The organism is Nonomuraea sp. NPDC049784, from assembly GCF_040659615.1.
Classification (GTDB): domain Bacteria; phylum Actinomycetota; class Actinomycetes; order Streptosporangiales; family Streptosporangiaceae; genus Nonomuraea.
The window spans coordinates 15,558-34,450 of the sequence record NZ_JBFAMX010000018.1 but is presented as its reverse complement, the minus strand read 5'-3'; the positions used below and the strand labels follow the sequence as shown (position 1 = coordinate 34,450).

The following is an 18,893-nucleotide window of genomic DNA, read 5'->3' as shown; positions in this document are numbered from 1 at the left end:
CGTAGCGGGTTGCCGGAGGCCCGAATGGCTCAGAATTAGGGTATGACCTGGGAAAACGCCCTCAAGATCATCCCGCATATGTCCCCTGATCATGGTCTTACGGCTGCATGCGGACACCGCCAGCTGCCTATCAAGGTCCACAAAGCAAAAGACCTGCGGCACAGAAACCGCAGGTCAGGGGGTGAAAATGCCGATCTAGGTGAGTGCCCCCGGCAGGTTTCGAACCTGCGGCACCCGCTTGAGGAGAGCGGGAGCCGTGTGGAGTCGAGCATGTCTTGTAATGAGCGATATGTAGCTGCCGCTCGTTGTGTGTCAGTTCCTCAATAGCGACCTCCCGCCACCCATCACGTGACTGCTGTTCGGCCTGGTCAAGAGCAACGTCCACGGCGAGAGAAGCAAGGCGTTCCCGCTCTTCAGATGCGGGTGCTCTTACGTCGATTCGCCGCTATGGGTATGAGGATGAGCGGTTGCGAAACGGCGGAGCCGTCCCGCATCTCTGGAGCGTGCCGGGCGCGCAAGAAGGAGGCCCAGGCGGCCGGCACGCGCTGATCCCGGCGGCTGCTATGGTGAAAGACGCTTGAGATCGGAAGCTAGGAGACCAGACGTGGCAGGTGACGACGACATCTCCGGGTGATACCGGAGGTTGACCGGCCCCGGCAGGCGCACATGACCGCCGCCGATGTGGCCCTCGTCGTCGTTCCCCCATTCCTGTCCCGCTTGCCGGGCCGCCCTCGCGCGCCCGGGTCACCTACGAGGTCTCTCGCATGTCCGATGCGTTCATCATCTGCTCCAGCCTGTCCTTCTCCTGGCCTGACGACACGCCCGTCTTCAGCGACCTGTCCTTCACCGTGGGCGGCGGCCGCACCGGCCTCGTCGCCCCGAACGGCGCGGGCAAGAGCACGCTGCTCAAACTGATCGCCGGCGAGTACCGGCCCGGCGACGGCAGCGTGTCCGTCAGCGGCGTGCTGGGCTACCTGCCGCAGAGCCTGCCCCTGACCGGCGACCTGACCGTGGCCGAGGTCCTCGGCATCGCCCCCGTGATCGCCGCGCTGGACGCCATCGAGTCGGGCGACGCCAGCGAGGAGCACTTCACCACGATCGGCAACGACTGGGACATCGAGGAACGCACCCGCGCCCAGCTCGACCGGCTCGGACTCGGCGACCTGCAGTTCGACCGCGCACTGCGCACGCTGAGCGGCGGCCAGGTCGTCTCGCTCGGCCTGGCCGCGCAGCTCCTCAAGCGGCCCGACGTCCTGCTGCTCGACGAGCCGACCAACAACCTCGACCTCGGCGCGCGCCGCAGGCTCTACGACGTGCTCGGCGACTGGAACGGCTGCCTGCTCCTGGTCAGCCACGACCGGGCCCTGCTCGACCGCATGGACCGCATCGCCGAACTGGAGCGCGGCGAGATCCGCTTCTACGGCGGCGACTTCACCGCCTACGAGGCCGCCGTACGCGGCGAGCAGGAGGCCGCCGAACGCACCGTGCGCAGCGCCGAGCAGGAGCTCAAACGCGAGAAGCGCGAGATGCAGCAGGCCCGCGAGCGGGCCGAACGCCGAGCGAGCAACGCCGCCCGCAACCTCAAGAACGCCGGCCTGCCCCGCATCTTCGCCGGGAACATGAAACGCGGCGCCCAGGAATCGGCCGGACGCGCGGGCCAGACCCACGCCGCCCGCGTCAGCGACGCCAAAGCCAGGCTCGACGAAGCCGGACGCGCCCTGCGCGACGACCAGAAGATCACACTCGAGCTGCCGGGCACCAACGTGCCCGCCGGACGCACGGTCTTCCACGGCGAACACCTGCAGGCCCGTGGCCTGTTCACCGAGCCCGGCATCGACCTGACCATCCGCGGACCCGAACGCATCGCGCTGACCGGCCCCAACGGCGCGGGCAAATCCACCCTGCTGCGCCTGATCAGCGGCGAGCTGGAACCAGACGGTGGCACGACCAGAAGGGCCGACGGCCGCGTCGCCTACCTGTCACAGCGACTCGACCTGCTCGACCTCGAACGCACCGTGGCCGAAAACCTGGCCGCCTTCGCCCCCCGCATGCCAGAAGCAGAGCGGATGAACCTGCTGGCCCGCTTCCTGTTCCGCGGCGCACGCGCCCACCTGCCGGTGAACGTGCTGTCGGGCGGCGAACGGCTACGCGCCACCCTCGCCTGCGTGCTGTGCGCCGAACCGGCACCCCAGCTCCTGCTGCTCGACGAACCCACCAACAACCTCGACCTGCTCAGCGTCGGGCAACTGGAGAGCGCCCTCGGCGCGTACGAGGGCGCGTTCGTGGTGGTCAGCCACGACGAACGGTTCCTCGCGGAGATCGGGGTGGAGCGCTGGCTGGAACTGTCCGGCGGGCGGCTGCTCGAGACCGGGAGGCCCGCCAGTGAGTGACGCGCTGGTCGCCCGCGATCTCGTACGGACGCTGGGCACGCGGCGCGTGCTCGACGGTGTCTCGCTCACCGCTGCGCCCGGCCACCGGATCGGGCTGATCGGCGAGAACGGCGCGGGTAAGTCCACCCTGCTGCGGCTGCTGGCTGGAGTGGATGAGCCCGACTCCGGCACCGTCGTGCGGCCCGTCGACCTCGGCTTCCTGCACCAGGAGTTGCCGTTCGTCGGCGACGCCACGGTCGCCGACGTGCTCGACGACGCCCTGCGCGAGGCCCGTACGGACCTGGCCGAGCTCGACCGGCTCACCGGGGCGCTCGCCGACGCCCCGGACGACGCCGCTCTGCTCGGAGCGTACGGGGCCAGGCTCGACCAGGCGCAACAGCGCGAGTCCTGGGACGCCGACCGGCGCGCGGAGATCGTCCTCGACCGGCTCGGTCTGGGCGGCGTGCCGCACGGGCGCGCGCTTGCGTCGTTGTCGGGCGGGCAGCGGGGGCGGCTCGCCCTGGCGGGGCTGCTGATCAGACGGCCTGCGGTGCTGCTGCTGGATGAGCCCACCAACCACCTGGACGACGCCGCGGTGTTCGTGGAGGAGCAGCTCCGCGGTATGACGGGGGTGGTGGTCGTGGCGAGCCACGACCGGGCGTTCCTGGACGCGGTCTGCACCGACCTGGTCGATCTCGACCCGGCGGTGGACGGGCCCGTCCGTTATGGGGGCGGGTACGGCGCGTACCTGGCCGAGAAGCGCGCCGAGCGCGAGCGCTGGGAGCGGCGCCACGCGGAGGAGCAGGAGGAACTCGGCGAGCTGCGCCGCTCCGTCGCGGTGACGGCGCGGCAGGTGGCGTTGGACGGGTTGCGACGCGACAACGAGAAGATGGGGTACGGGCACCGCGGAGGACGCGTCCAGCACCAGATCTCGCGACGGGTGCGCAATGCCGCCCGCCGGCTCGCCGAGCTGGAACGCGAGCAGGTCCCCGCCCCACCGCCACCGCTCCGGTTCCGCGCTCGCCCCCTGGTCACCGGCGCCGCCGATGTCGCGGAAGCCACCCACGCCACCACCACCGACGCTGCCGGTGTCGCGGAGGGTGTTGCCGCCGGCTCCCGCGATCCCCACGACGAAACCTTGCTGTCACTGCGGGACGTGCGGGTGCCGGGACGGCTCTCGATCGACCGGCTCGACGTGGCGCCGAGGGAGCGGCTGCTGGTCACCGGGCCGAACGGCGTGGGCAAGTCCACGCTCCTGGCGGTGCTGGCAGGACGGCTGGATGCGGAGGGAGAGGTACGGCGACGGCGTGGGCTGACCGTCGGGCTGCTGGCCCAGGACTCCGTATTCGAGCGGCCGGACCGCACGGTGCGGGAGACCTACGAGCGGGCGCTCGGTCCGGAGCGCGCCGAGTCCGTGCCGCTGCGCTCGCTCGGCCTGATCGGCCCGCGCGACGTGGACCTGCGGGTGGGGGAGCTGTCGGTCGGTCAGCGCCGCCGGCTCGCGCTGGCGCTGCTGGTGGCCGATCCACCCGAGGTGCTCCTGCTCGACGAGCCCACCAACCACCTCTCACCCCGCCTCTCCGACGAGCTGGAAGAGGCCCTGAGCACCGATGGACCCGGCGCCATCGTGATCGCCAGCCACGACCGATGGTTGCGCGCCCGCTGGCAGAGCCGCCACATCCTCCTGTCGTGAAGGTCGTAGTGCTCTACCCGCCGGCTTCGGCCCGGCCTTCATCAAGATCGGCGCCTACTTACCCTACCCGGGCAAGATCTGGATCAACGGCGTTGGCCAATCGTCAAGCCGTCAAGGCAGCCGCAGCAACAAGGGATCCGATGCGGCTACGGCAGTACGGCGATCTCCTCCGGAGAGCTCGGCATGGGTCGAGGCCGTGCCGTCAGGCCGCCCGGTGCGGCCTGACGCCGCCGCCGCGGAACAGGCCGCCGAACTCGTGGGTGAGCGCCTGGTCGAGCCGGTCGCGTACCTCGGTCAGTCGCGCGATACGCTCGTCGAGATTCGCCAGGCGCCTGGCGGCAACCTCGGCGACCGGGCAGCCGCCCACGTGCGTGTGCCGTACTGCCGGGGACGTCTCACCCTCCGGCGGGAACGCCACGTCGAGGACAGGGACCAAGGCCTGGATGTCGCGGATCGTCAGCCCTGCGTCCGTTAGTTCGCGTACGGCCCGCAACCGGTCGACGTCGTCCGGGCCGTACTCGCGATGCCCCGAAGCCATCCGCCGCGCGGCGAGCAGCCCTTGCTGCTCGTAGAAGCGTAGGGCACGTGGCGTGAGACCCGCGGCCGCCGCCGCGTCGCCGATGCGCATTTCGAGTCCTCCCGGGTCGGGGTCACAGTTCGACCAGCACCGCGCCGATATGGCGCCCTTCAAGCAACTCACACAACGCGCGAGGCGCCTGTTCGATGCCCGCCAGCAGGGTGTGCGGGAAGGTGATGGTGCCGTCGCGTAGCCCGCGGCCGAACTCGCGCATCGCCTGCGGGATCGCGTCTGACTGGTCGCGACCCGATATGCCGCGCAGCGTGATCGCCTGAAGGATCAGGTGACCGGTGTCGATCTCGACCGGTGCTGTGAAGCCGCCGGACACTTGGCTGGACAGGGTGCCGACGAGGGCGACGCGGGCGCTACGGCGGGCCACCGCGAGCCCGGCCGTCAGCTGTTCGCCCCCGACGTTGTCGAAGATCGCGTCTACACCGTCGGGGGCCGCTTTCCGCAACTGCTCCTCGATCGGGCCCGCGCCCCGGATGACCGCGGCGTCGTAGCCCAGCTCTTCGACCAGGTACCGACCCTTGCGCACGGAGCCGGTACTGCCGATCAGCCGCGTCGCCCCGCGCAGCCGGGCGAACTGCCCGGCTAGGGAGCCGACGCCGCCCGCGGCGCCGGTGACGAACACCGTGTCGCCCGGTCCCACCTCGGCCGCTCGCACGCCAAGCCAGGCCGTCGGGCCCTGTGAGAGGTGCGCGGCCACGTCGGGCAGCACCTCGGGGTCGATCCGCTGCGCCCCGGCCTCGTCGACCGCCGCGTATTCGCGCCAGCCGTGACGATGGGTGACGAGGTCGCCAGGTCGGAGGTCCGCCATCGGAGCGGCCACCACCTCGCCGACAGCCGGTCCCCACATGACCTCACCCAGCCCGTACGGTGGCATCGGCAGGCGGGCATCACCTTCCATCAGGGTGCGCATCACGGCGACGACGCTCATGAGGCGGTTGCGCACGAGTACCTGCCCGGGGCCGGGCTTGGGCATGGGTGCCTCGATGATCCGGAAATTCGCAGTGCCGAGTGGTCCTTCCGGACGGGCGACCAAATGCACTTCTCTGTGGGTGGCGGGGAGGGTCATGACGGCTCCTCGAGATCGGACGCGGACCTGACGACCGTAGAACTTGACGTTTACGTCAAGTGCAAGCACGCGGGGCCGGTGACGGGTGCGCTTGCCGCTGCTGGCCTCGATGGGCTGACGCCGGCTAGGGCGGCGGAGGCTGCCTCGTTGCGGAAGCGGCGTACGCCGTGGCCGTGTGGTCAAGGTCTGTGGACGTTCGTAAGCGGCAGATAGGAGCCGAAGTGGTCGGCCACGATGTCTGCCACGGCCTCCGCATCGTCGGACCCATCGACCTCTAGGACTCGGATGCCCAGGCGGCGAGCGGAGCGGGCGGCCTCGTCGGCGACGAGGCGGTCTCGGGCGAGTCGGTTGCGTTGTGCTCGATCGGGGTCGCTGACCGGGTGATCGATGGTGGCGGCACGGGGCAGTTCGCGGAGCTGGCGCCGACGAAATTCTTCGCTCGGCACCATGACGATCATTCGACGGGGTGAGTCGATGATGGGAGCTACCAGTTCGGGACGCAGTCCCCAGCCTTCGGCGATGATGGGTCGCCCCGATACCAGGCCGCGCAGGTCGTCCAAAGTCCACTCGAACCGCGTGGGAAAGCCGGCCAGGATCTCGTCGGCCATCTCCTGAGGGCTGGTGTTCACCCAGACGGTGTCCGGGTCAGGGTCTGAGATGGGCTCGCCAAGCCGCACTCGGCGGGCGATTCGACGGTCATTGTGCGCACGCGCGTCGTGGTAGTCGTAGTGGTAGGCGGTCAGCCCATACCGGGTCGCCAGCAGCCTGGCGACGGTGGATTTTCCGGCCCATTGGCCACCTCCGATCCATAGGGCGCTGTGCAAAGTGCCGAACGGATCCCAGACCTCGCTACTTATGGCGTTCACGGTTACAGCTTGGCGACGGCACAGGCGAAGAAACAGTCTTGTTCTGCCTGCTCGGCGGGGGTGATGATCGTAGAGAGGGGACGCGGCACCCCAGACGCCCAGCCACCGGCGCGCTTCAAGTGACGTGTGGCGGGATGTTGCGGCGGTGCGACGTGTACGCAGTGGGTGCCTATCACGGAGAGTAGCCAAACGAAGATCACTCTCCGCGATCAAACGGAAATCCGAAATGAGGACTCAACAAAACGGGCACAGGGCGCATCCAACGGAGCATGAAGCGATTCAAGCGTGCCGGATCGGCGATGATCGCGGGCGTACTGCTGACATCGGCCGCGTCCAGCCTCTTCGCGTCCGGCGACGCCTCCGCGCGGGCGGTCGCCGCGGTCGGGGCACAGGGGGCGATGGCCACGAACGCCGGCCTCTCCACACGCGGAGAAGGGGCGGCGACCAAGCGGTGCCGTACCGACGCCCTCACGGCGCACCTCGGGCGGGAGGATCCGGGGGCGGGGAACGTGTACGCATCGCTGGTGCTGACCAACACCTCCGCCCAGACCTGCTGGGTGTACGGCTTCCCTGGACTGGTCATGATCGATGGCAATGGCGACGCGCTGCGTACCCGGGTGCGCAGGGAAAGCGTCCGGCCTGGCCGGGTGGTGCTGAAGCCGAAAGCCTCCGCTTATGCCCGGCTGCACTGGGGGATGGTGGAGACCGGAGCCGAGGGACGATGCCCGGTGTCGGCACGACTGATGATCATTCCACCGGACGAGACAGCCCACCTGGAGATCCCGTTCAGGGCGACAGTCTGTGACACCGGCCGTATCGATGTCAGGCCGTTCGCCTCGCGAGCGCGCCCTTGACCACCCTTGCCTGCTGGTTGGGTCGGGCGACGAGTCGGTGGCTGCCTGTCTCCAGCGCGTACCACCTCGTCGTCGGTCACGCGCTGTCCGACGCCTGAACGCGAAACTGACCTGACGGTGAACCATGCGAAGCTAGAGGAGTCGCGCGATCTCGGTTGCGGCGCTGAGCACGAGTGGGGCGATCTCGTTCTCATCCCGCACTCCGATGGTCACCACGCCCACGCTGGCGTCGGCGGGGCGCCCTGCCGTGATGATCGGGGCGGCGATACCCCATGCCCCGGGCTGCAGCTCACCTGCGGTGACCGAGTATCCGGTGGTGCGGGCCTGGGTTATCGCTGGGCGCTCCCCGGGGAGGGGCGGGCGGCCGGCCAGGATGGCGATCCCTGAGGCGCCGCGGTTCGCGGGATGCCGGGTGCCGGGGCGATAGCTGACGTGGATCTGTGAGACGCGCGGCTCGGTCACGGTGAGCACGACCGCCTGGCTCTCGTCGATGTCGAGCACCGTGATGAAAGCGGTGGCGTTGCAGGCGTCGGCCAGCATCTGGAGCGCGGAGGAGGCCGCGCTGCGGAGCCTGTGCTGGACGGCGGCGTTCAGCTCGACGATGCCGAGGCCGAGGGTGAAGCGGGTGCCGATCCGGGCGGCCAGCCGGTGGTTGCCGAGTGCGACCAGATGGCGGGACACGGCGTTGCGATGGATCCCGGCCAGCTGGGCGAGCTCGGTGATCGTCAACCCGTCCGGATGGTCCTTGAGGATCTCCAGGAGCCGCAGGCCGGTGTCGATTGTCTTGGAGCCCGCCGTGGAGGCGGCCGGGCTTTGCTGATCAGGGGTCATTCGATGCCTGGGCTGGGTGCGGGGGTGTAGTGCAGGGGCAGGTGCTTGATGCCACCGATGAAGTTCGACACCAGCCGGACAGGCGGTCCGGCGAGTTGGACGTCCGGCAGCCGCCAGAGCAGTTCCCGGTAGAACGAGCGGAGCTGCAGCCGGGCGAAACGGGAGCCGAGGCACACGTGCGGGCCGTCCCCGAACGAGACGTGGTCATTGGGCCGGCGTGCGATGTCGAAACGCGTCGGGTCAGGGAAGCGCCGCTCGTCGAAGTTGGCGGCTCCGTGAAAGACGACGACCTTGTCGCCTGCGGCGATGCGCCGCTCGGCCAAGATTGTGTCGTGTACGGCGGTGCGGCGGAAGCTGAGGACGGGGGGATGCCAGCGCAGCATCTCCTCGATGGCCGAGTCGAGGAGTTCGGGGTGGTCGAGCAGGCGACGATGCTGGTCGGGATGGTCGAGCAGGGCGAGCAGCCCGCCCGGTAGTGCTGAACGCACAGTGTCGTTGCCCGCGATGATCAGGAGAAAGAAGAACATCGACAGTTCGGGATCGGTAAGACGCTGCCCGTCCACCTCGGCCGTGGCGAGCGCGGTCATGACGTCGCCTGCCGGATTCCGGCGCTTGTAGGCGGCGAGTGAGTGGGCGTACTCGAACATGTCGGTGAGCATGGCCGGGGATCGTGGGTTGACCGGCTTGCCGTCCGGGCCGCGGACGGCGGTCGCGTGGTCGGGATCCTGGTAGCCGATCACGCGGTTGGTCCACTCCAGGATCTGGCCGCGATCCGCGGGTGGGATGCCGAGGAGATCTGCGAGGTTGTGGATCGGGTAGTCGTCGGTCACGTCCGCCGGCAGGTCGCACTCGCCTCGCTCGGCGACCTCGTCGATGAGCAGTCGTGCCCGTGCCGCGACGCCGGCGGTGAAGCGCTCGAGGCGCCTGGCGGTGAACACGCCGGAGACGATCCGCCGGAGCCGGCCGTGGTCCGGCGGATCGAGATTGAGCATCATCCGCCGGATGAACGACAGGTCGGCGGGGTCCGGGTCGCGGATCTGGGTGGCGCCGAGCCAGGAGCTGAACTCGGTCGGCGTGCGCAGTACGCGTACGACATCCGCGTGGCGGGTCACCGCCCAGAACCCGGGCCCTGCAGGCCAGTCACCGACCTCGTGCTCCTCCTGCCAGCGCACGGGGTCGTGATCACGCAGCCAGCGGTACGTCTCGTGCGGGATGCCCTGCGCGTAGATACGCGGGTCGAACACGTTGGCCGTCGTACTCATGTCGATCACGGGCAACCCTCCAGCAGATCGTCAGACGGCCAGGAAACGTTCGATGGCGGAAACCAGGGCCAACGGTGTCTCGTCCGTCGCGTAGTGGCCGGCGTCTGCGAATGTCAGCAGTTCGGCGTTCGGGTACCACTGCAGCCACGTGCCCCGCATGACATCGGCGGAGAGCGCGGGGTCGTGTTCGCCGGCGATGACGAGCACTGGCGTGCTGGTGCCGGCCACCTCGGTGTGGAAGTCGGTACGGGCCCAGGCGTCCAAGTAGGCCCGGAAAGCGGTCACCGTGGAGTTCCGCAGCGAGTTGTCCACCATCTCATCGAGCCAGGCGCCCGGAAGCCGGTTGCCGGTGGTGAGATCGATGATCGCGCGGCGGTTGGCGGGCTCCTCGGCGGAGCCGGAGAACAGCGCCCAGCCCTCGTCGTCGAACGGCACGCCGGAGGCCGGCACCGGAGAGATGCCGACGAGCTTGCGGACCCGGCCGGGCGCGTCCAGCATCACCCGCTGCATCGCCGTCCCGCCCATCGAGTGACCGACCAGGGAGAAGGTCTCCCACCCCAGCTTGTCGGCGAGCGCTGTCACATCGGCGGCGATCTCAGTGAGGGTGTACTCACCGGTGAGATCGCGAGCCTGGCCGTATCCCCGGTAGTCGGGGAAGGCGTAGGTAAAGGCCTCGCCGTTCAGGTAGGGCTGGATCTTCTTGAAGGAGCCGCGGTCTCCGAACCAGCCGTGCAACGCGATTACGCGGTGCGGCCCGGAACCGAGGACGTTGTGGGGAAGGACGACGGGGGACATGACGGATTCTCCTTAGCGTTCGTGGGGCCGGATGCCGTGGCGGTCGGCGTCTGTTCACCCGCACATTGGGTGCCGTCGAGGCATTCCAGGCTGAACCAGACGTACTTGCCGTTTTCGTGCTGGACAGCGCCCCACTGGTCGGCCTGCGCCTCCACCAGGAACAGCCCGCGTCCGCTTTCGGCCAGGAAGTCGGGGGCCCGCCGCGTGGGGAGGGTTGGATCATGGTCGCAGACCGCCAGCCAGATCGTGGAGCCCCCCACTCGCACGTTGATCCTGATGTCGGAGGATCCGTGAGCGGGCGGGACCGCGTGCTGGACTGCGTTCGTGACCAACTCGCTGGTCAGCTCGGCGATCGTCGCCTCATCAGCGGGGGAGAGAGGTGCGTCCCAGGAGGCGAGCATCGCCGACACCCAGCGGCGGGCGATGGATGACGCGATCGGCGAGCGGGGCAGATCGCACCAGCGGGAGAGCAGCCGGCTCGTGAGGTCGGTGGCGACATTCATGGCACGCTCGCTGCGATTGGCGGTAAATGGCAGGTCAACGTGCCACTAGGGCATTGCGTAATGTCCCTGTCGTCGGAGGCTCCCGGTCCCGCGCCGACCTCCATGGGGCGCCTTGAAACGGCTGCGGCGCGTCCGAACTCAGGTTTCAGGCGATGAATCGCGAACACGGCGTGGACTTCTCCCAGATGCCCAAATATTGGGCGTGATGGTCAAAAAATGGGCGTGCAGCGAGGAAAGCATCGGCCGGAGTAAGGCTGTTGTCAACGCGAATGGCAGAAAATGTGGATCATTTGTGGTTGATGGCGGTATCGCTCGGCATCGAGGAGCGCTTCCGCCGGCGCGGCCCGCCCGGCGGCACACCTGCCGCCTCTGCAATCGTCGCCGCCCGTCCCAAAGGAGACCTTAAGCGTTCCGTAAGGATGTTCCGCGAGGCTACAGGCACATCAGAACAGCTGGGCCGGCCGGCCCCGCCCCTTCCTGGAGGACCATCATGAGGACGATCGCCGCAAGCCTGTTCATCTCACTCGACGGGGTCGTTGAGGAGCCGGCGGAGTGGCATTTCCCGTACTTCAACGACGAGATGGGCGCGGCCGTGGGTGGCCAGATGGCCGACACCCTGCTCCTGGGGCGCAAGACCTATGACAGCTTCGCCGGAGCGTGGCCGGAGCGGGAGGCCGAGGGCGGTGAGGACGTCGGCTTCGCAAAGACGCTCGGCGACGCACGGAAGATCGTCGTGTCGCGCCAGCCCCTGGAGTTCACCTGGCGGAACTCGGAGCTGCTCCAGGGTGACCTGGTCGAGGCCGTGACCGCGTTGAAGAAGGAGCAGGGCGGCCGCATCGCCGTGAGCGGCTCGGTCTCGGTGATCCGCCAGTTGCTTGCCGCGGGACTGCTGGACGAGCTGCACCTGCTGGTGCACCCGATCGCCGTTCGCAAGGGCGAGCGCCTGTTCGACGAGGGGGAGAACACCATCCCTCTGGAGCTGATCAAGTCCGAGACGTTCACGACGGGTGTGCTGTACCTGGTCTACCGGCCCGCCGAGGCGACGGGTGACGCCTCCTACGACGACGCCAAGACCCACCTGTCCCAGGGAGAGCAGTAGACCAGGGGTTGCCATTCAATTCTTGACGAAGTTAATTAGGGTGCATCCCGAGCCTTTGGGAGGCACCCGTTGAACTGGCTACTGAGTGGCGTGTTGCTCGCCGGACTGCTCACAACTCCCACCACCTCTGCCGACACCTGGACCATCACCGCGCCCGCGGGCGGGCCCGTCGCCACCGTGCACCTCGACGAGCGGGGCCGCCCGTCCGTGGCTGTGTCGCGGGCGGGAGCGACGGTGCTCGACCCCAGCCCGCTCGGCGTCACCACGGAACAGGCTGACCTCACCACCGGCCTGCGCCTGAGCGGTCGATCCAGCCGCGCCGTCGTCGAGAGGTACACCACCACGGCGGGCAAGCGCCTCCAGCGCATGTCCGTGATGAACGAGACCCGCTTCCGCTTCGCCCGCGGTGACGCCGAGCTCGATCTGGTCGTCAGGGCCGCCCGCGACGGCGTCGCCTACCGCTACGAGCTGCCCGGCGCCGGCGCCGTCCTCGGTGAGGCCTCGGGGTTCGACGTCCCGGGCGGGCCCACCGCCTGGCTCGCCGCGCACCGCCGCGACTACGAGAACCCGTTCATCCAGTACGCCGACGTCCCGTCGGGCGAGTACCAGATGCCCGCCCTGTTCGGGGTCGGCCAGAACTACCTCCTGCTGGCCGAGTCGGCGTTGAACGGCTCCTACACCGGCCCCCGCCTGGTACGCGACCAGGACACGTACCGGATCGCCCTCTGGGACGCACGGGTCCCCTACGCCGACGGCCTCACCACGCCCTGGCGGGTCATGGTCACAGGCGACCTCGCGACCGTCACCGAATCCACCCTCGTCGACGACCTCGCGCCCAGCTCGCGACTCGCGGACACTTCGTGGATCAAGCCGGGCAAGGTGCTGTGGAGCTGGCTGGCGGGCGGCCGGAGCGTGCAGCAGAGCCTGGAGCGTCAGAAGGAGTTCGTCGACTACGCCTCGCAGCACCGCTGGCCGTACGTGCTGGTCGACGCCGGCTGGTACGACGATCCGGTCACCGGTGAGCGGGCCTGGACGGACCGTACCGCCGAATTCACCTGGATGCCGCAGCTCGTCGAGTACGGCCGGGCTCGCGGGGTCGGCATCATGGCGTGGCTGCGCTTCTCCGACTTCGACACCCACGACAAGCGGGTCGAGCGCTTCGGACTGCTGCGCCAGTGGGGTGTCAAGGGCGTCAAGCTCGACTTCATCGACTCCGAGGCGCAGGAGCGGCTGCAGTGGTACGACGAGACGCTGCGGGACCTGGCCGACAACCACCTCATGGTCAACTTCCACGGCTCGACCGTGCCCAAGGGGATCAACCGGACGTGGCCTCACGTGATGACCATGGAAGGGGTGCACGGCGCGGAGAAGTCGTCCAACCTGACCACCAGCCACCTGGCGGCCCTCCCGTACACCAGGAACGAGATCGGCTCGATGGACTACACGCCGATGGCCTTCCAGCGGTCCGGCAGGCCCACGTCCGACGCGCACGAGCTGGCGCTTTCGGTGGTGTTCGAGTCGGGGCTGGAGAACCTGGCCGGGTCGCTGGACGCCTACCGCGCGCGGCCCGAGGCCGAGCGATTCCTCGACCAGGTGCCCACCGTGTGGGACGAGACGCGGCTGCTGTCCGGGAGGCCCGCCGACCACACGGTGATGGCCAGACGCAGCGGCGATCGCTGGTTCATCGGCGCCGGTGTCTCCGGGGCGGCCCGCACGTTCCAGGTGCCGACGAGCTTCCTGCCGGGGCGGTGGCTGGTCGAGGTGACGCGGGACGGCGTTGACGGCCTCGTTCGCGAGGCGCACGTGGTGCAGGGCGGCACGCTGGCGGTGGAGGCGCGGGCCGACGGCGGTTTCGCCGCCATCGCGTGCCGCTGGCGGCCCGGCCTGACGACCTGCGCCCGCTGAGGATGCCTCCGGTGCGGCGGGCCGCCCGCCGCACCAGAGCCCTGATCAGCCGGGCGAAGGCGTAGGCCGCCATCGAGACGGAGCCGGCGGTGTCTGTCGTCTTACTGATCGCGAGGTGGCTCCTCGTTCTGCACGCGGCGGGCCGATCGGTCGGGCCCGGCCAGTGCGTCGTAGGCGGCCACCACTCGTTTGGGAGCCTTGTTCCGCCAGGCGTGCTCGACAAGTTCCTGAATGCGCTCGTGTGAGACCTTGGCGAGATCGACCCGCAGACCGACCCAGATCTTCGTGGAGGCGGTGCGCCAGACCTCCGCGTAGGCGCCGGCGTCCTCGGCGACGGCCGTCGCCGCCTCCTGTTGACTGACGGAGAACACCGCGGTCGCGTCCCCCTTCTCCATGCCGGCGAAGGGCTTGCCGCTGACCTTGAAGCTTGGCAGCCGGAAGTGGGTGACCTCCTCCACCTCGGGCAACGCGGTCGCGAAACGGCGGATGTCGTCGAGCGTGATCACAGCGGACTCCTTTCGCGGTCCCCACCATCGAGCATGTTCGGCCGTGGTCTCTCCGAGATGGCCGGCCCCACTGGGGACGGCTCGGAGAGCATCGGCGCGAAATCAGGAACACCGAAACCTGAGATACAACGAGCCGAGCGCCAACTCAACCGAAACGGCGCACACCCCCGGGACAAGGCCGCCCTGAGACCAGATGTGAGTCCGCCCAACCGGAGTGGATCCAGCTGGAACGTGGCGAAATTATCTGCCCTTGACTCTGCTCTGCGGTGTGCAGGGTAATCCATCCTCGGATTGTCTGCTGCCTCCATGATCTTGAGGGATCACGAGCATTTCGATGGGAGACGCCCATGTCCGAGACGATCGCCGGGGTCGTCATCCCTGACAGCCCCATCGCCGCCGAGGCGACCTCGCTCGTGCGGGAGACGACGACCCCGCTCCTCTTCCACCACTCGCGCCGGGTGTTCGTGTTCGGCAGCCTGCAAGCCCGTGGCCAGCCAGCGGAAGCGCTCGGCCACAACCTTGATCCAGTGAAGCGCCCCAGGTTCGTCCCCTGTCGGGACCGTCAAGACTGTTGAGCGGTGGAAAGCCGCATTTCGCCCTCTCTTGAGCCCTATGATCATCGGTACCTGGAAGGCCGGAGCCGCGAGAAAGGACCGTCCGGTGGGGAATGACTTTGACGCATGGAAGGCCAGCATCGACACGACCAGGCCCAGCATCGCCAGGGCTTATGACGTTGTCCTGAAGGGGAAGGACAACTTCGAGGTCGACCGCGCCTTCGTCGCCGAGATCGTGAAGGTCGTCCCCGAGATCTACGACGTGGCGACCTACAACCGGCAGATCCTCGGCCGAGGTGTCCGGTTCATGTGCGCCGAGGGTGTCACCCAGTTCATCGACCTCGGCTCGGGTCTGCCGACGGTTGAGAACACTCACCACGTGGCGCAGCAGGCGAACCCGCAGGCGAGGGTGGTGTACGTCGACAACGACCCGATGGTGCTGGCCCACGGGCGGGCGCTGCTGGCGGAGAACGAGAACACCGCGGTCGTGACCTCCGACCTGCGTGACCCGGCGGCGATCCTCGCCGACCCGGAGGTTCGCAAGCTCATCGACTTCGACCAGCCGGTGGGTGTGATGCTGGTCGGCATCCTGCACCACCTGCACGACGACGAAGACCCCAAGGGGATCGTCGAGGCGTACATGGCGGCGGTGCCGCCGGGCAGCCATCTGTTCATCACGCACTTCTGCGACTCCAGCCAGGAGGCCCGGGACGCGGAGAAGAAGTACCTGGCGCTGCTCGGCACTGGGCGGTTCCGGACTCCGGAGGAGATCACCGGGTTCTTCGACGGCTTCGAGCTGCTGGAGCCGGGCGTGGTTCCGCTACCGCTGTGGCGGCCGGACGGGCCGGTGCCGAGGGACCTTACCGTGGGTCACCGGCTCATGTACGGCGGCATCGCCCGCAAGGGCTAGCATTCGCTCGCCGGTGGCGCATTTGCACATGGTCGGGTTCCTCCGTCACCGCCGGGGAACTTTCCGTACGAGAGCATGACCATGGCGAGCGAGACGAGCCGCGCGGGCAAGGGCCGCCACCGGGAGCGGCTGCACGTGCGAGGTGTCGCGCTGCCCTCGGAGGAGTGGGCCGAGTTCTGGATCGCTGACGGCAGGCTGGCGTGCGAGCCGCTGCCTGGCGCCACCACGGTTGTGGACGGCGGCTGGCTGCGCGCCTACGATGCGGACCCGCGCTCCGAGCCGGCCGTCCTGCACACGTCGGCGCGCGTCATCCATCGCGGCCGGATCGTTCGCTGAGTCCCTCCGATCGCCGGCTGCCTCTCGGCAGGGAGACCGCGAAGCCCGGGCCGGGCGGGGTGTTATGAGTCAGGCCGGGCCAGTGGTGAGCACAGGGCTCGGGATCAGCCGGATCTGGTGAGCGACCATAGGGACGCCGCCATGAGGAAGGCGCTCAGCCCACCGCAGATCATCACGGTGGAGACCGAGAAGGCGTCGACGACGCGGCCGCCGAGGAACGCGCCGAGGGCGAAGGTCGCCTGGAACGAGGAGGTGAAGACGACCGTGGCGCCTTCGGGCGTGTCGGGGGCGGAGTTGATGAAGGAGGCTTGCGAGCAGACGGGCACGCCGCCATAGGCCAGGCCCCAGAGCACGAGCAACACCACGGCGCCGACGGGCGTGGTGCCGATCAAGGGCAGTAGCAGGGTACTGGCCGCGATCAGGCAGCCGCAGGCCGCGAAGGTGTGCCGCAGGCTTGCGGCGGCGGCCTTGCCGGCGAGGAAGTTACCGGCGATTCCGGCGATGCCATAAGCCAGCAGGACGACGCTGACGGCCGCGGAATGCAGGCCGGTGACGTGCTCGAGGAAGGGGGTGACGTAGGTGTAGGTGCCGAAGTGGGCCAGGACGATGAGGAAGGTGGTCAGCAGGGCGATCTTGGCGCCTCGGTTGCGAAGCAGGTCGAGCAGGACGCGAGCGCTGGTCACCTGGTGGGCGGGCAATGGTGGCAGCAGCACCAGCAACGCGGCCAGGACCAGGATGGCCAGCGCGGCCAGGACGAGGAAGGCGATCCGCCAGCCGGCAATGTGCCCGATGAAGGTTCCGGCCGGTACACCGAGCACGGAGCCCAGCGGCACGGCGGAGAAGATCACAGCGGTGGCGGTGCCGACGGCCGCCGGTGGCACCAGGCGGCCGGCGAGCCCGGCCCCGATCGACCAGAAGCCGCCGATGGTGAGGCCGACGAGCACTCTGGAGATCAGCATGATCCAGTAGGAGTTCCCGACGGCCGCCAGCACATCGGCGGCGGCGAGCACCGCCATGAGGACGCACAGCATCACGCGGCGGTCCAGGCGGGCGGTGGCCACCGTGACGGCGGGGGCGGCGATCGCGGCGACGATGCCAGGCAGTGCCATGGTCAGCCCTGTGGTGCCGTCGGAGATGCCGAAGTCGGCGCCGATGGCGGTCAGCAGGCCGATGGGCAGGATCTCGCTGGTGACGATGGCGAAGATGCCCAGCATGAGCGACGCGACCGCGAGCCAGTTGATGAGGGGCGAGCGCGGCCGGGTGAGCGTGGTCGTTGACATGGTTCCCGTTCAGGCAGGAGCGCGTGGACTGCGGGAAACCAGCCAAGCAGTGATGGAGGAGCAGACACTGGCAGGTATCGGACCACACCGTCCCCGAGACAGGCGCCTGGCGGATGCAAATCCCAACGTGTGGCTGGGCGCCGCTCGTCTGGTCCCGGCGTGGCGGTGGGCGGAGGCCGCCGCTGTTCACCGCCATAACGCATGACGAACGCGGCACGACTGCTGCGCGAGTCCGACACGCGTCCCGGCCAGACGAACGGGCGACCGCAGTGGTTCAGCTCGCGAGCGCGGGCGCGAGGCCGAACGTCGGCACCAGGCTCGGATCGATGAACGCCGTGATGCGGCTGATCCGGTTCCCGATGAGGGTCAGGACCTGAACGCCGTACGCCTCGTACCGGCCGTCGGCTTGGCGTTCGTAGATGACGACGGCAGGCTGGCCGTTGGCCCGGGTCGGCGTCATCCGCCATCTGTCCCGCCGTAGGACCTGGTGGGACAGGAACTCGAGGACGGCACCCTGGCCCGTGAACCAGGTCGGAATCGGCGGCATCTCCAGCTCGACATCGGCCCGTAGCAGGTTCACCAGGGCCGCCGCGTCGGCACGGGTGAACGCGTCGACATAGCCGTCCAGAAGGGCGCGCAGGGCTTCCTCGTCCGGCTCGGCCAGGTCGTCCTCGACCGGCCCGACCTGGGCCAGGTGGGTGCGGGCGCGGCGGAGCGCGCTGTCGACGGCCGTGACCGTCGTGTCGAGCATCTCGGCGACCTCGGCCGTCCGGAACGCCAGCACGTCACGCAACGTCAGCACGGCCCGCTGCCGGGCGGGCAGGAACTGGAGCGCGGCAACGAAGGCCAGCCGCACCCCGCTCCTCCCGGCCACGATCGCCGCCGGGTCGCCGGTGGCGCCGAACAGCGCGTCGGGCGCCGGCTGGAGCCACTGCACTGACGGCTCGCCGGCGGCGACGGGCACCCGGTGATCGTCCGAAGGGGCGCCCAGGCCCGAGGGGAGCGGCCGCCTCGAGCGCGTCTCCAGGGCCGTCAGGCAGGCCATGGTGGCAATCTTGTACAGCCACTGCCGTACCGAGGAGCGGCCCTCGAACCGGTCGAACGCGCGCCACGCGCGCAGGTAGGTCTCCTGCACGAGGTCCTCGGCGTCATGGATCGAGCCGAGGATCCGGTAGCAGTGCGCGAGCAGTTCCGGCCGGAACGGCTCAGTCAGGGCGGAGAACTCGGCGTCCGGCAGCATCGCGGCTTCTCCCGGAGGTGTCATGGTGATGGGTTCGGTCCATATAAAGACCGGCCGCCGCTGGAAAATCCGTCGCCGTCGCCGAAGACAGATAGGTGATGTGAGTCACATGTCACGGCGTTCCGTCGTGAGTGCGGCATCTCGCCCGGGCCGGAAGGCCCGGCGGTAGTCGGGGTGCGACGCCGCAGCGCAGGATGAACTGCTCGCGGAAGACGGTCGCGGTGCTCGCGGCGGG

At 69.0% G+C, this 18,893-nt stretch carries 18 protein-coding genes; 8 read left to right on the top strand and 10 right to left on the bottom strand.

Features of this window, described 5'->3' with window-relative positions; translation table 11 throughout:
* Positions 1-764 precede the first annotated feature (764 nt).
* Positions 765-2,390, top strand: a complete 1,626-nt coding sequence (locus AB0J09_RS07455; protein WP_360686655.1) for an ABC-F family ATP-binding cassette domain-containing protein — start codon at positions 765-767, stop codon at positions 2,388-2,390.
* A complete protein-coding gene (locus AB0J09_RS07450) occupies positions 2,383-4,062 on the top strand; it encodes an ABC-F family ATP-binding cassette domain-containing protein (RefSeq protein WP_360686653.1) in 1,680 nt (559 codons plus the stop codon). The genes AB0J09_RS07455 and AB0J09_RS07450 overlap by 8 nt, the downstream gene beginning before the upstream one ends.
* Before the next feature lie 202 nt (positions 4,063-4,264).
* On the opposite strand, the gene AB0J09_RS07445 is transcribed toward AB0J09_RS07450, so the two are convergent.
* The 3 genes from AB0J09_RS07445 to AB0J09_RS07435 form a co-directional block, all read right to left on the bottom strand.
* Positions 4,265-4,690 (bottom strand): MerR family transcriptional regulator, encoded by a 426-nt coding sequence (locus AB0J09_RS07445; RefSeq protein WP_360686650.1) that lies wholly within the window; start codon positions 4,688-4,690, stop codon positions 4,265-4,267.
* Positions 4,691-4,712: 22 nt separating this feature from the next.
* Entirely contained in the window at positions 4,713-5,717 is a 1,005-nt protein-coding gene (locus AB0J09_RS07440) for an NADP-dependent oxidoreductase (protein ID WP_360686648.1), read from the bottom strand.
* A gap of 179 nt (positions 5,718-5,896) precedes the next feature.
* Positions 5,897-6,583, bottom strand: a complete 687-nt coding sequence (locus tag AB0J09_RS07435) for a hypothetical protein (RefSeq protein WP_360686645.1) — start codon at positions 6,581-6,583, stop codon at positions 5,897-5,899.
* A 269-nt stretch (positions 6,584-6,852) separates the two neighbouring features.
* Here AB0J09_RS07435 and AB0J09_RS07430 point away from each other — a divergent pair, with 269 nt between their 5' ends.
* A complete protein-coding gene (locus tag AB0J09_RS07430; protein WP_360686642.1) occupies positions 6,853-7,437 on the top strand; it encodes a DUF4232 domain-containing protein in 585 nt (194 codons plus the stop codon).
* Between the two features lie 132 nt (positions 7,438-7,569).
* Here the strand turns inward: AB0J09_RS07430 and AB0J09_RS07425 are convergent, their stop codons facing one another.
* The 4 genes from AB0J09_RS07425 to AB0J09_RS07410 are packed head-to-tail and all read right to left on the bottom strand — an operon-like array spanning position 7,570 to position 10,828.
* Positions 7,570-8,268 (bottom strand): helix-turn-helix domain-containing protein, encoded by a 699-nt coding sequence (locus tag AB0J09_RS07425; protein ID WP_360686639.1) that lies wholly within the window; start codon positions 8,266-8,268, stop codon positions 7,570-7,572.
* Positions 8,265-9,530: a cytochrome P450 gene (locus tag AB0J09_RS07420; RefSeq protein ID WP_360686711.1), complete on the bottom strand. Its 1,266-nt coding sequence runs from the start codon at positions 9,528-9,530 to the stop codon at positions 8,265-8,267. Before AB0J09_RS07420 ends, AB0J09_RS07425 begins: the two co-directional genes overlap by 4 nt.
* A gap of 30 nt (positions 9,531-9,560) precedes the next feature.
* Positions 9,561-10,325: an alpha/beta hydrolase gene (locus AB0J09_RS07415; RefSeq protein ID WP_360686636.1), complete on the bottom strand. Its 765-nt coding sequence runs from the start codon at positions 10,323-10,325 to the stop codon at positions 9,561-9,563.
* A complete protein-coding gene (locus AB0J09_RS07410; protein ID WP_360686633.1) occupies positions 10,271-10,828 on the bottom strand; it encodes an ATP-binding protein in 558 nt (185 codons plus the stop codon). Before AB0J09_RS07410 ends, AB0J09_RS07415 begins: the two co-directional genes overlap by 55 nt.
* A 490-nt stretch (positions 10,829-11,318) precedes the next feature.
* On the opposite strand from AB0J09_RS07410, the gene AB0J09_RS07405 reads away from it, so the two are divergent.
* A complete protein-coding gene (locus AB0J09_RS07405) occupies positions 11,319-11,927 on the top strand; it encodes a dihydrofolate reductase family protein (RefSeq protein WP_360686630.1) in 609 nt (202 codons plus the stop codon).
* A 69-nt stretch (positions 11,928-11,996) separates the two neighbouring features.
* A complete protein-coding gene (locus tag AB0J09_RS07400; protein ID WP_360686627.1) occupies positions 11,997-13,832 on the top strand; it encodes a glycoside hydrolase family 97 catalytic domain-containing protein in 1,836 nt (611 codons plus the stop codon).
* A gap of 101 nt (positions 13,833-13,933) precedes the next feature.
* Here AB0J09_RS07400 and AB0J09_RS07395 read toward each other — a convergent pair whose 3' ends face one another.
* Positions 13,934-14,338 carry an MmcQ/YjbR family DNA-binding protein gene (locus tag AB0J09_RS07395; RefSeq protein WP_360686624.1) on the bottom strand — a complete coding sequence of 135 codons (405 nt, stop codon included), beginning with the start codon at positions 14,336-14,338 and terminating at the stop codon, positions 13,934-13,936.
* Between the two features lie 347 nt (positions 14,339-14,685).
* Between AB0J09_RS07395 and AB0J09_RS07390 the strand changes: the two genes are divergently transcribed.
* From AB0J09_RS07390 to AB0J09_RS07380, 3 genes are all read left to right on the top strand, one after another.
* The gene (locus tag AB0J09_RS07390; RefSeq protein ID WP_360686621.1) at positions 14,686-14,913 is read left to right on the top strand and encodes a hypothetical protein; all 228 of its coding nucleotides are present in this window, start codon (positions 14,686-14,688) and stop codon (positions 14,911-14,913) included.
* A gap of 85 nt (positions 14,914-14,998) precedes the next feature.
* Positions 14,999-15,802, top strand: a complete 804-nt coding sequence (locus AB0J09_RS07385; protein WP_360686618.1) for an SAM-dependent methyltransferase — start codon at positions 14,999-15,001, stop codon at positions 15,800-15,802.
* 75 nt (positions 15,803-15,877) lie between these two features.
* On the top strand, positions 15,878-16,138 hold the full coding sequence (locus AB0J09_RS07380; RefSeq protein ID WP_360686615.1) for a hypothetical protein: 261 nt from the start codon (positions 15,878-15,880) through the stop codon (positions 16,136-16,138).
* A 104-nt stretch (positions 16,139-16,242) separates the two neighbouring features.
* Here AB0J09_RS07380 and AB0J09_RS07375 read toward each other — a convergent pair whose 3' ends face one another.
* The gene (locus tag AB0J09_RS07375) at positions 16,243-17,418 is read right to left on the bottom strand and encodes an MFS transporter (RefSeq protein ID WP_360686612.1); all 1,176 of its coding nucleotides are present in this window, start codon (positions 17,416-17,418) and stop codon (positions 16,243-16,245) included.
* A 274-nt stretch (positions 17,419-17,692) separates the two neighbouring features.
* On the bottom strand, positions 17,693-18,682 hold the full coding sequence (locus AB0J09_RS07370) for a sigma-70 family RNA polymerase sigma factor (protein ID WP_360686609.1): 990 nt from the start codon (positions 18,680-18,682) through the stop codon (positions 17,693-17,695).
* Positions 18,683-18,893: the final 211 nt, after the last annotated feature.

Coding starts and splice junctions, on each gene's coding strand:
- AB0J09_RS07455 (WP_360686655.1), top strand. CDS start 765: ATGTCCGATGCGTTCATCATCTGCTCCAGCCTGTCCTTCTCCTGGCCT.
- AB0J09_RS07445 (WP_360686650.1), bottom strand. CDS start 4,690: ATGCGCATCGGCGACGCGGCGGCGGCCGCGGGTCTCACGCCACGTGCC.
- AB0J09_RS07440 (WP_360686648.1), bottom strand. CDS start 5,717: ATGACCCTCCCCGCCACCCACAGAGAAGTGCATTTGGTCGCCCGTCCG.
- AB0J09_RS07430 (WP_360686642.1), top strand. CDS start 6,853: ATGAAGCGATTCAAGCGTGCCGGATCGGCGATGATCGCGGGCGTACTG.
- AB0J09_RS07425 (WP_360686639.1), bottom strand. CDS start 8,268: ATGACCCCTGATCAGCAAAGCCCGGCCGCCTCCACGGCGGGCTCCAAG.
- AB0J09_RS07420 (WP_360686711.1), bottom strand. CDS start 9,530: ATGAGTACGACGGCCAACGTGTTCGACCCGCGTATCTACGCGCAGGGC.
- AB0J09_RS07415 (WP_360686636.1), bottom strand. CDS start 10,325: ATGTCCCCCGTCGTCCTTCCCCACAACGTCCTCGGTTCCGGGCCGCAC.
- AB0J09_RS07410 (WP_360686633.1), bottom strand. CDS start 10,828: ATGAATGTCGCCACCGACCTCACGAGCCGGCTGCTCTCCCGCTGGTGC.
- AB0J09_RS07405 (WP_360686630.1), top strand. CDS start 11,319: ATGAGGACGATCGCCGCAAGCCTGTTCATCTCACTCGACGGGGTCGTT.
- AB0J09_RS07390 (WP_360686621.1), top strand. CDS start 14,686: ATGTCCGAGACGATCGCCGGGGTCGTCATCCCTGACAGCCCCATCGCC.
- AB0J09_RS07380 (WP_360686615.1), top strand. CDS start 15,878: ATGACCATGGCGAGCGAGACGAGCCGCGCGGGCAAGGGCCGCCACCGG.
- AB0J09_RS07375 (WP_360686612.1), bottom strand. CDS start 17,418: ATGTCAACGACCACGCTCACCCGGCCGCGCTCGCCCCTCATCAACTGG.
- AB0J09_RS07370 (WP_360686609.1), bottom strand. CDS start 18,682: ATGACACCTCCGGGAGAAGCCGCGATGCTGCCGGACGCCGAGTTCTCC.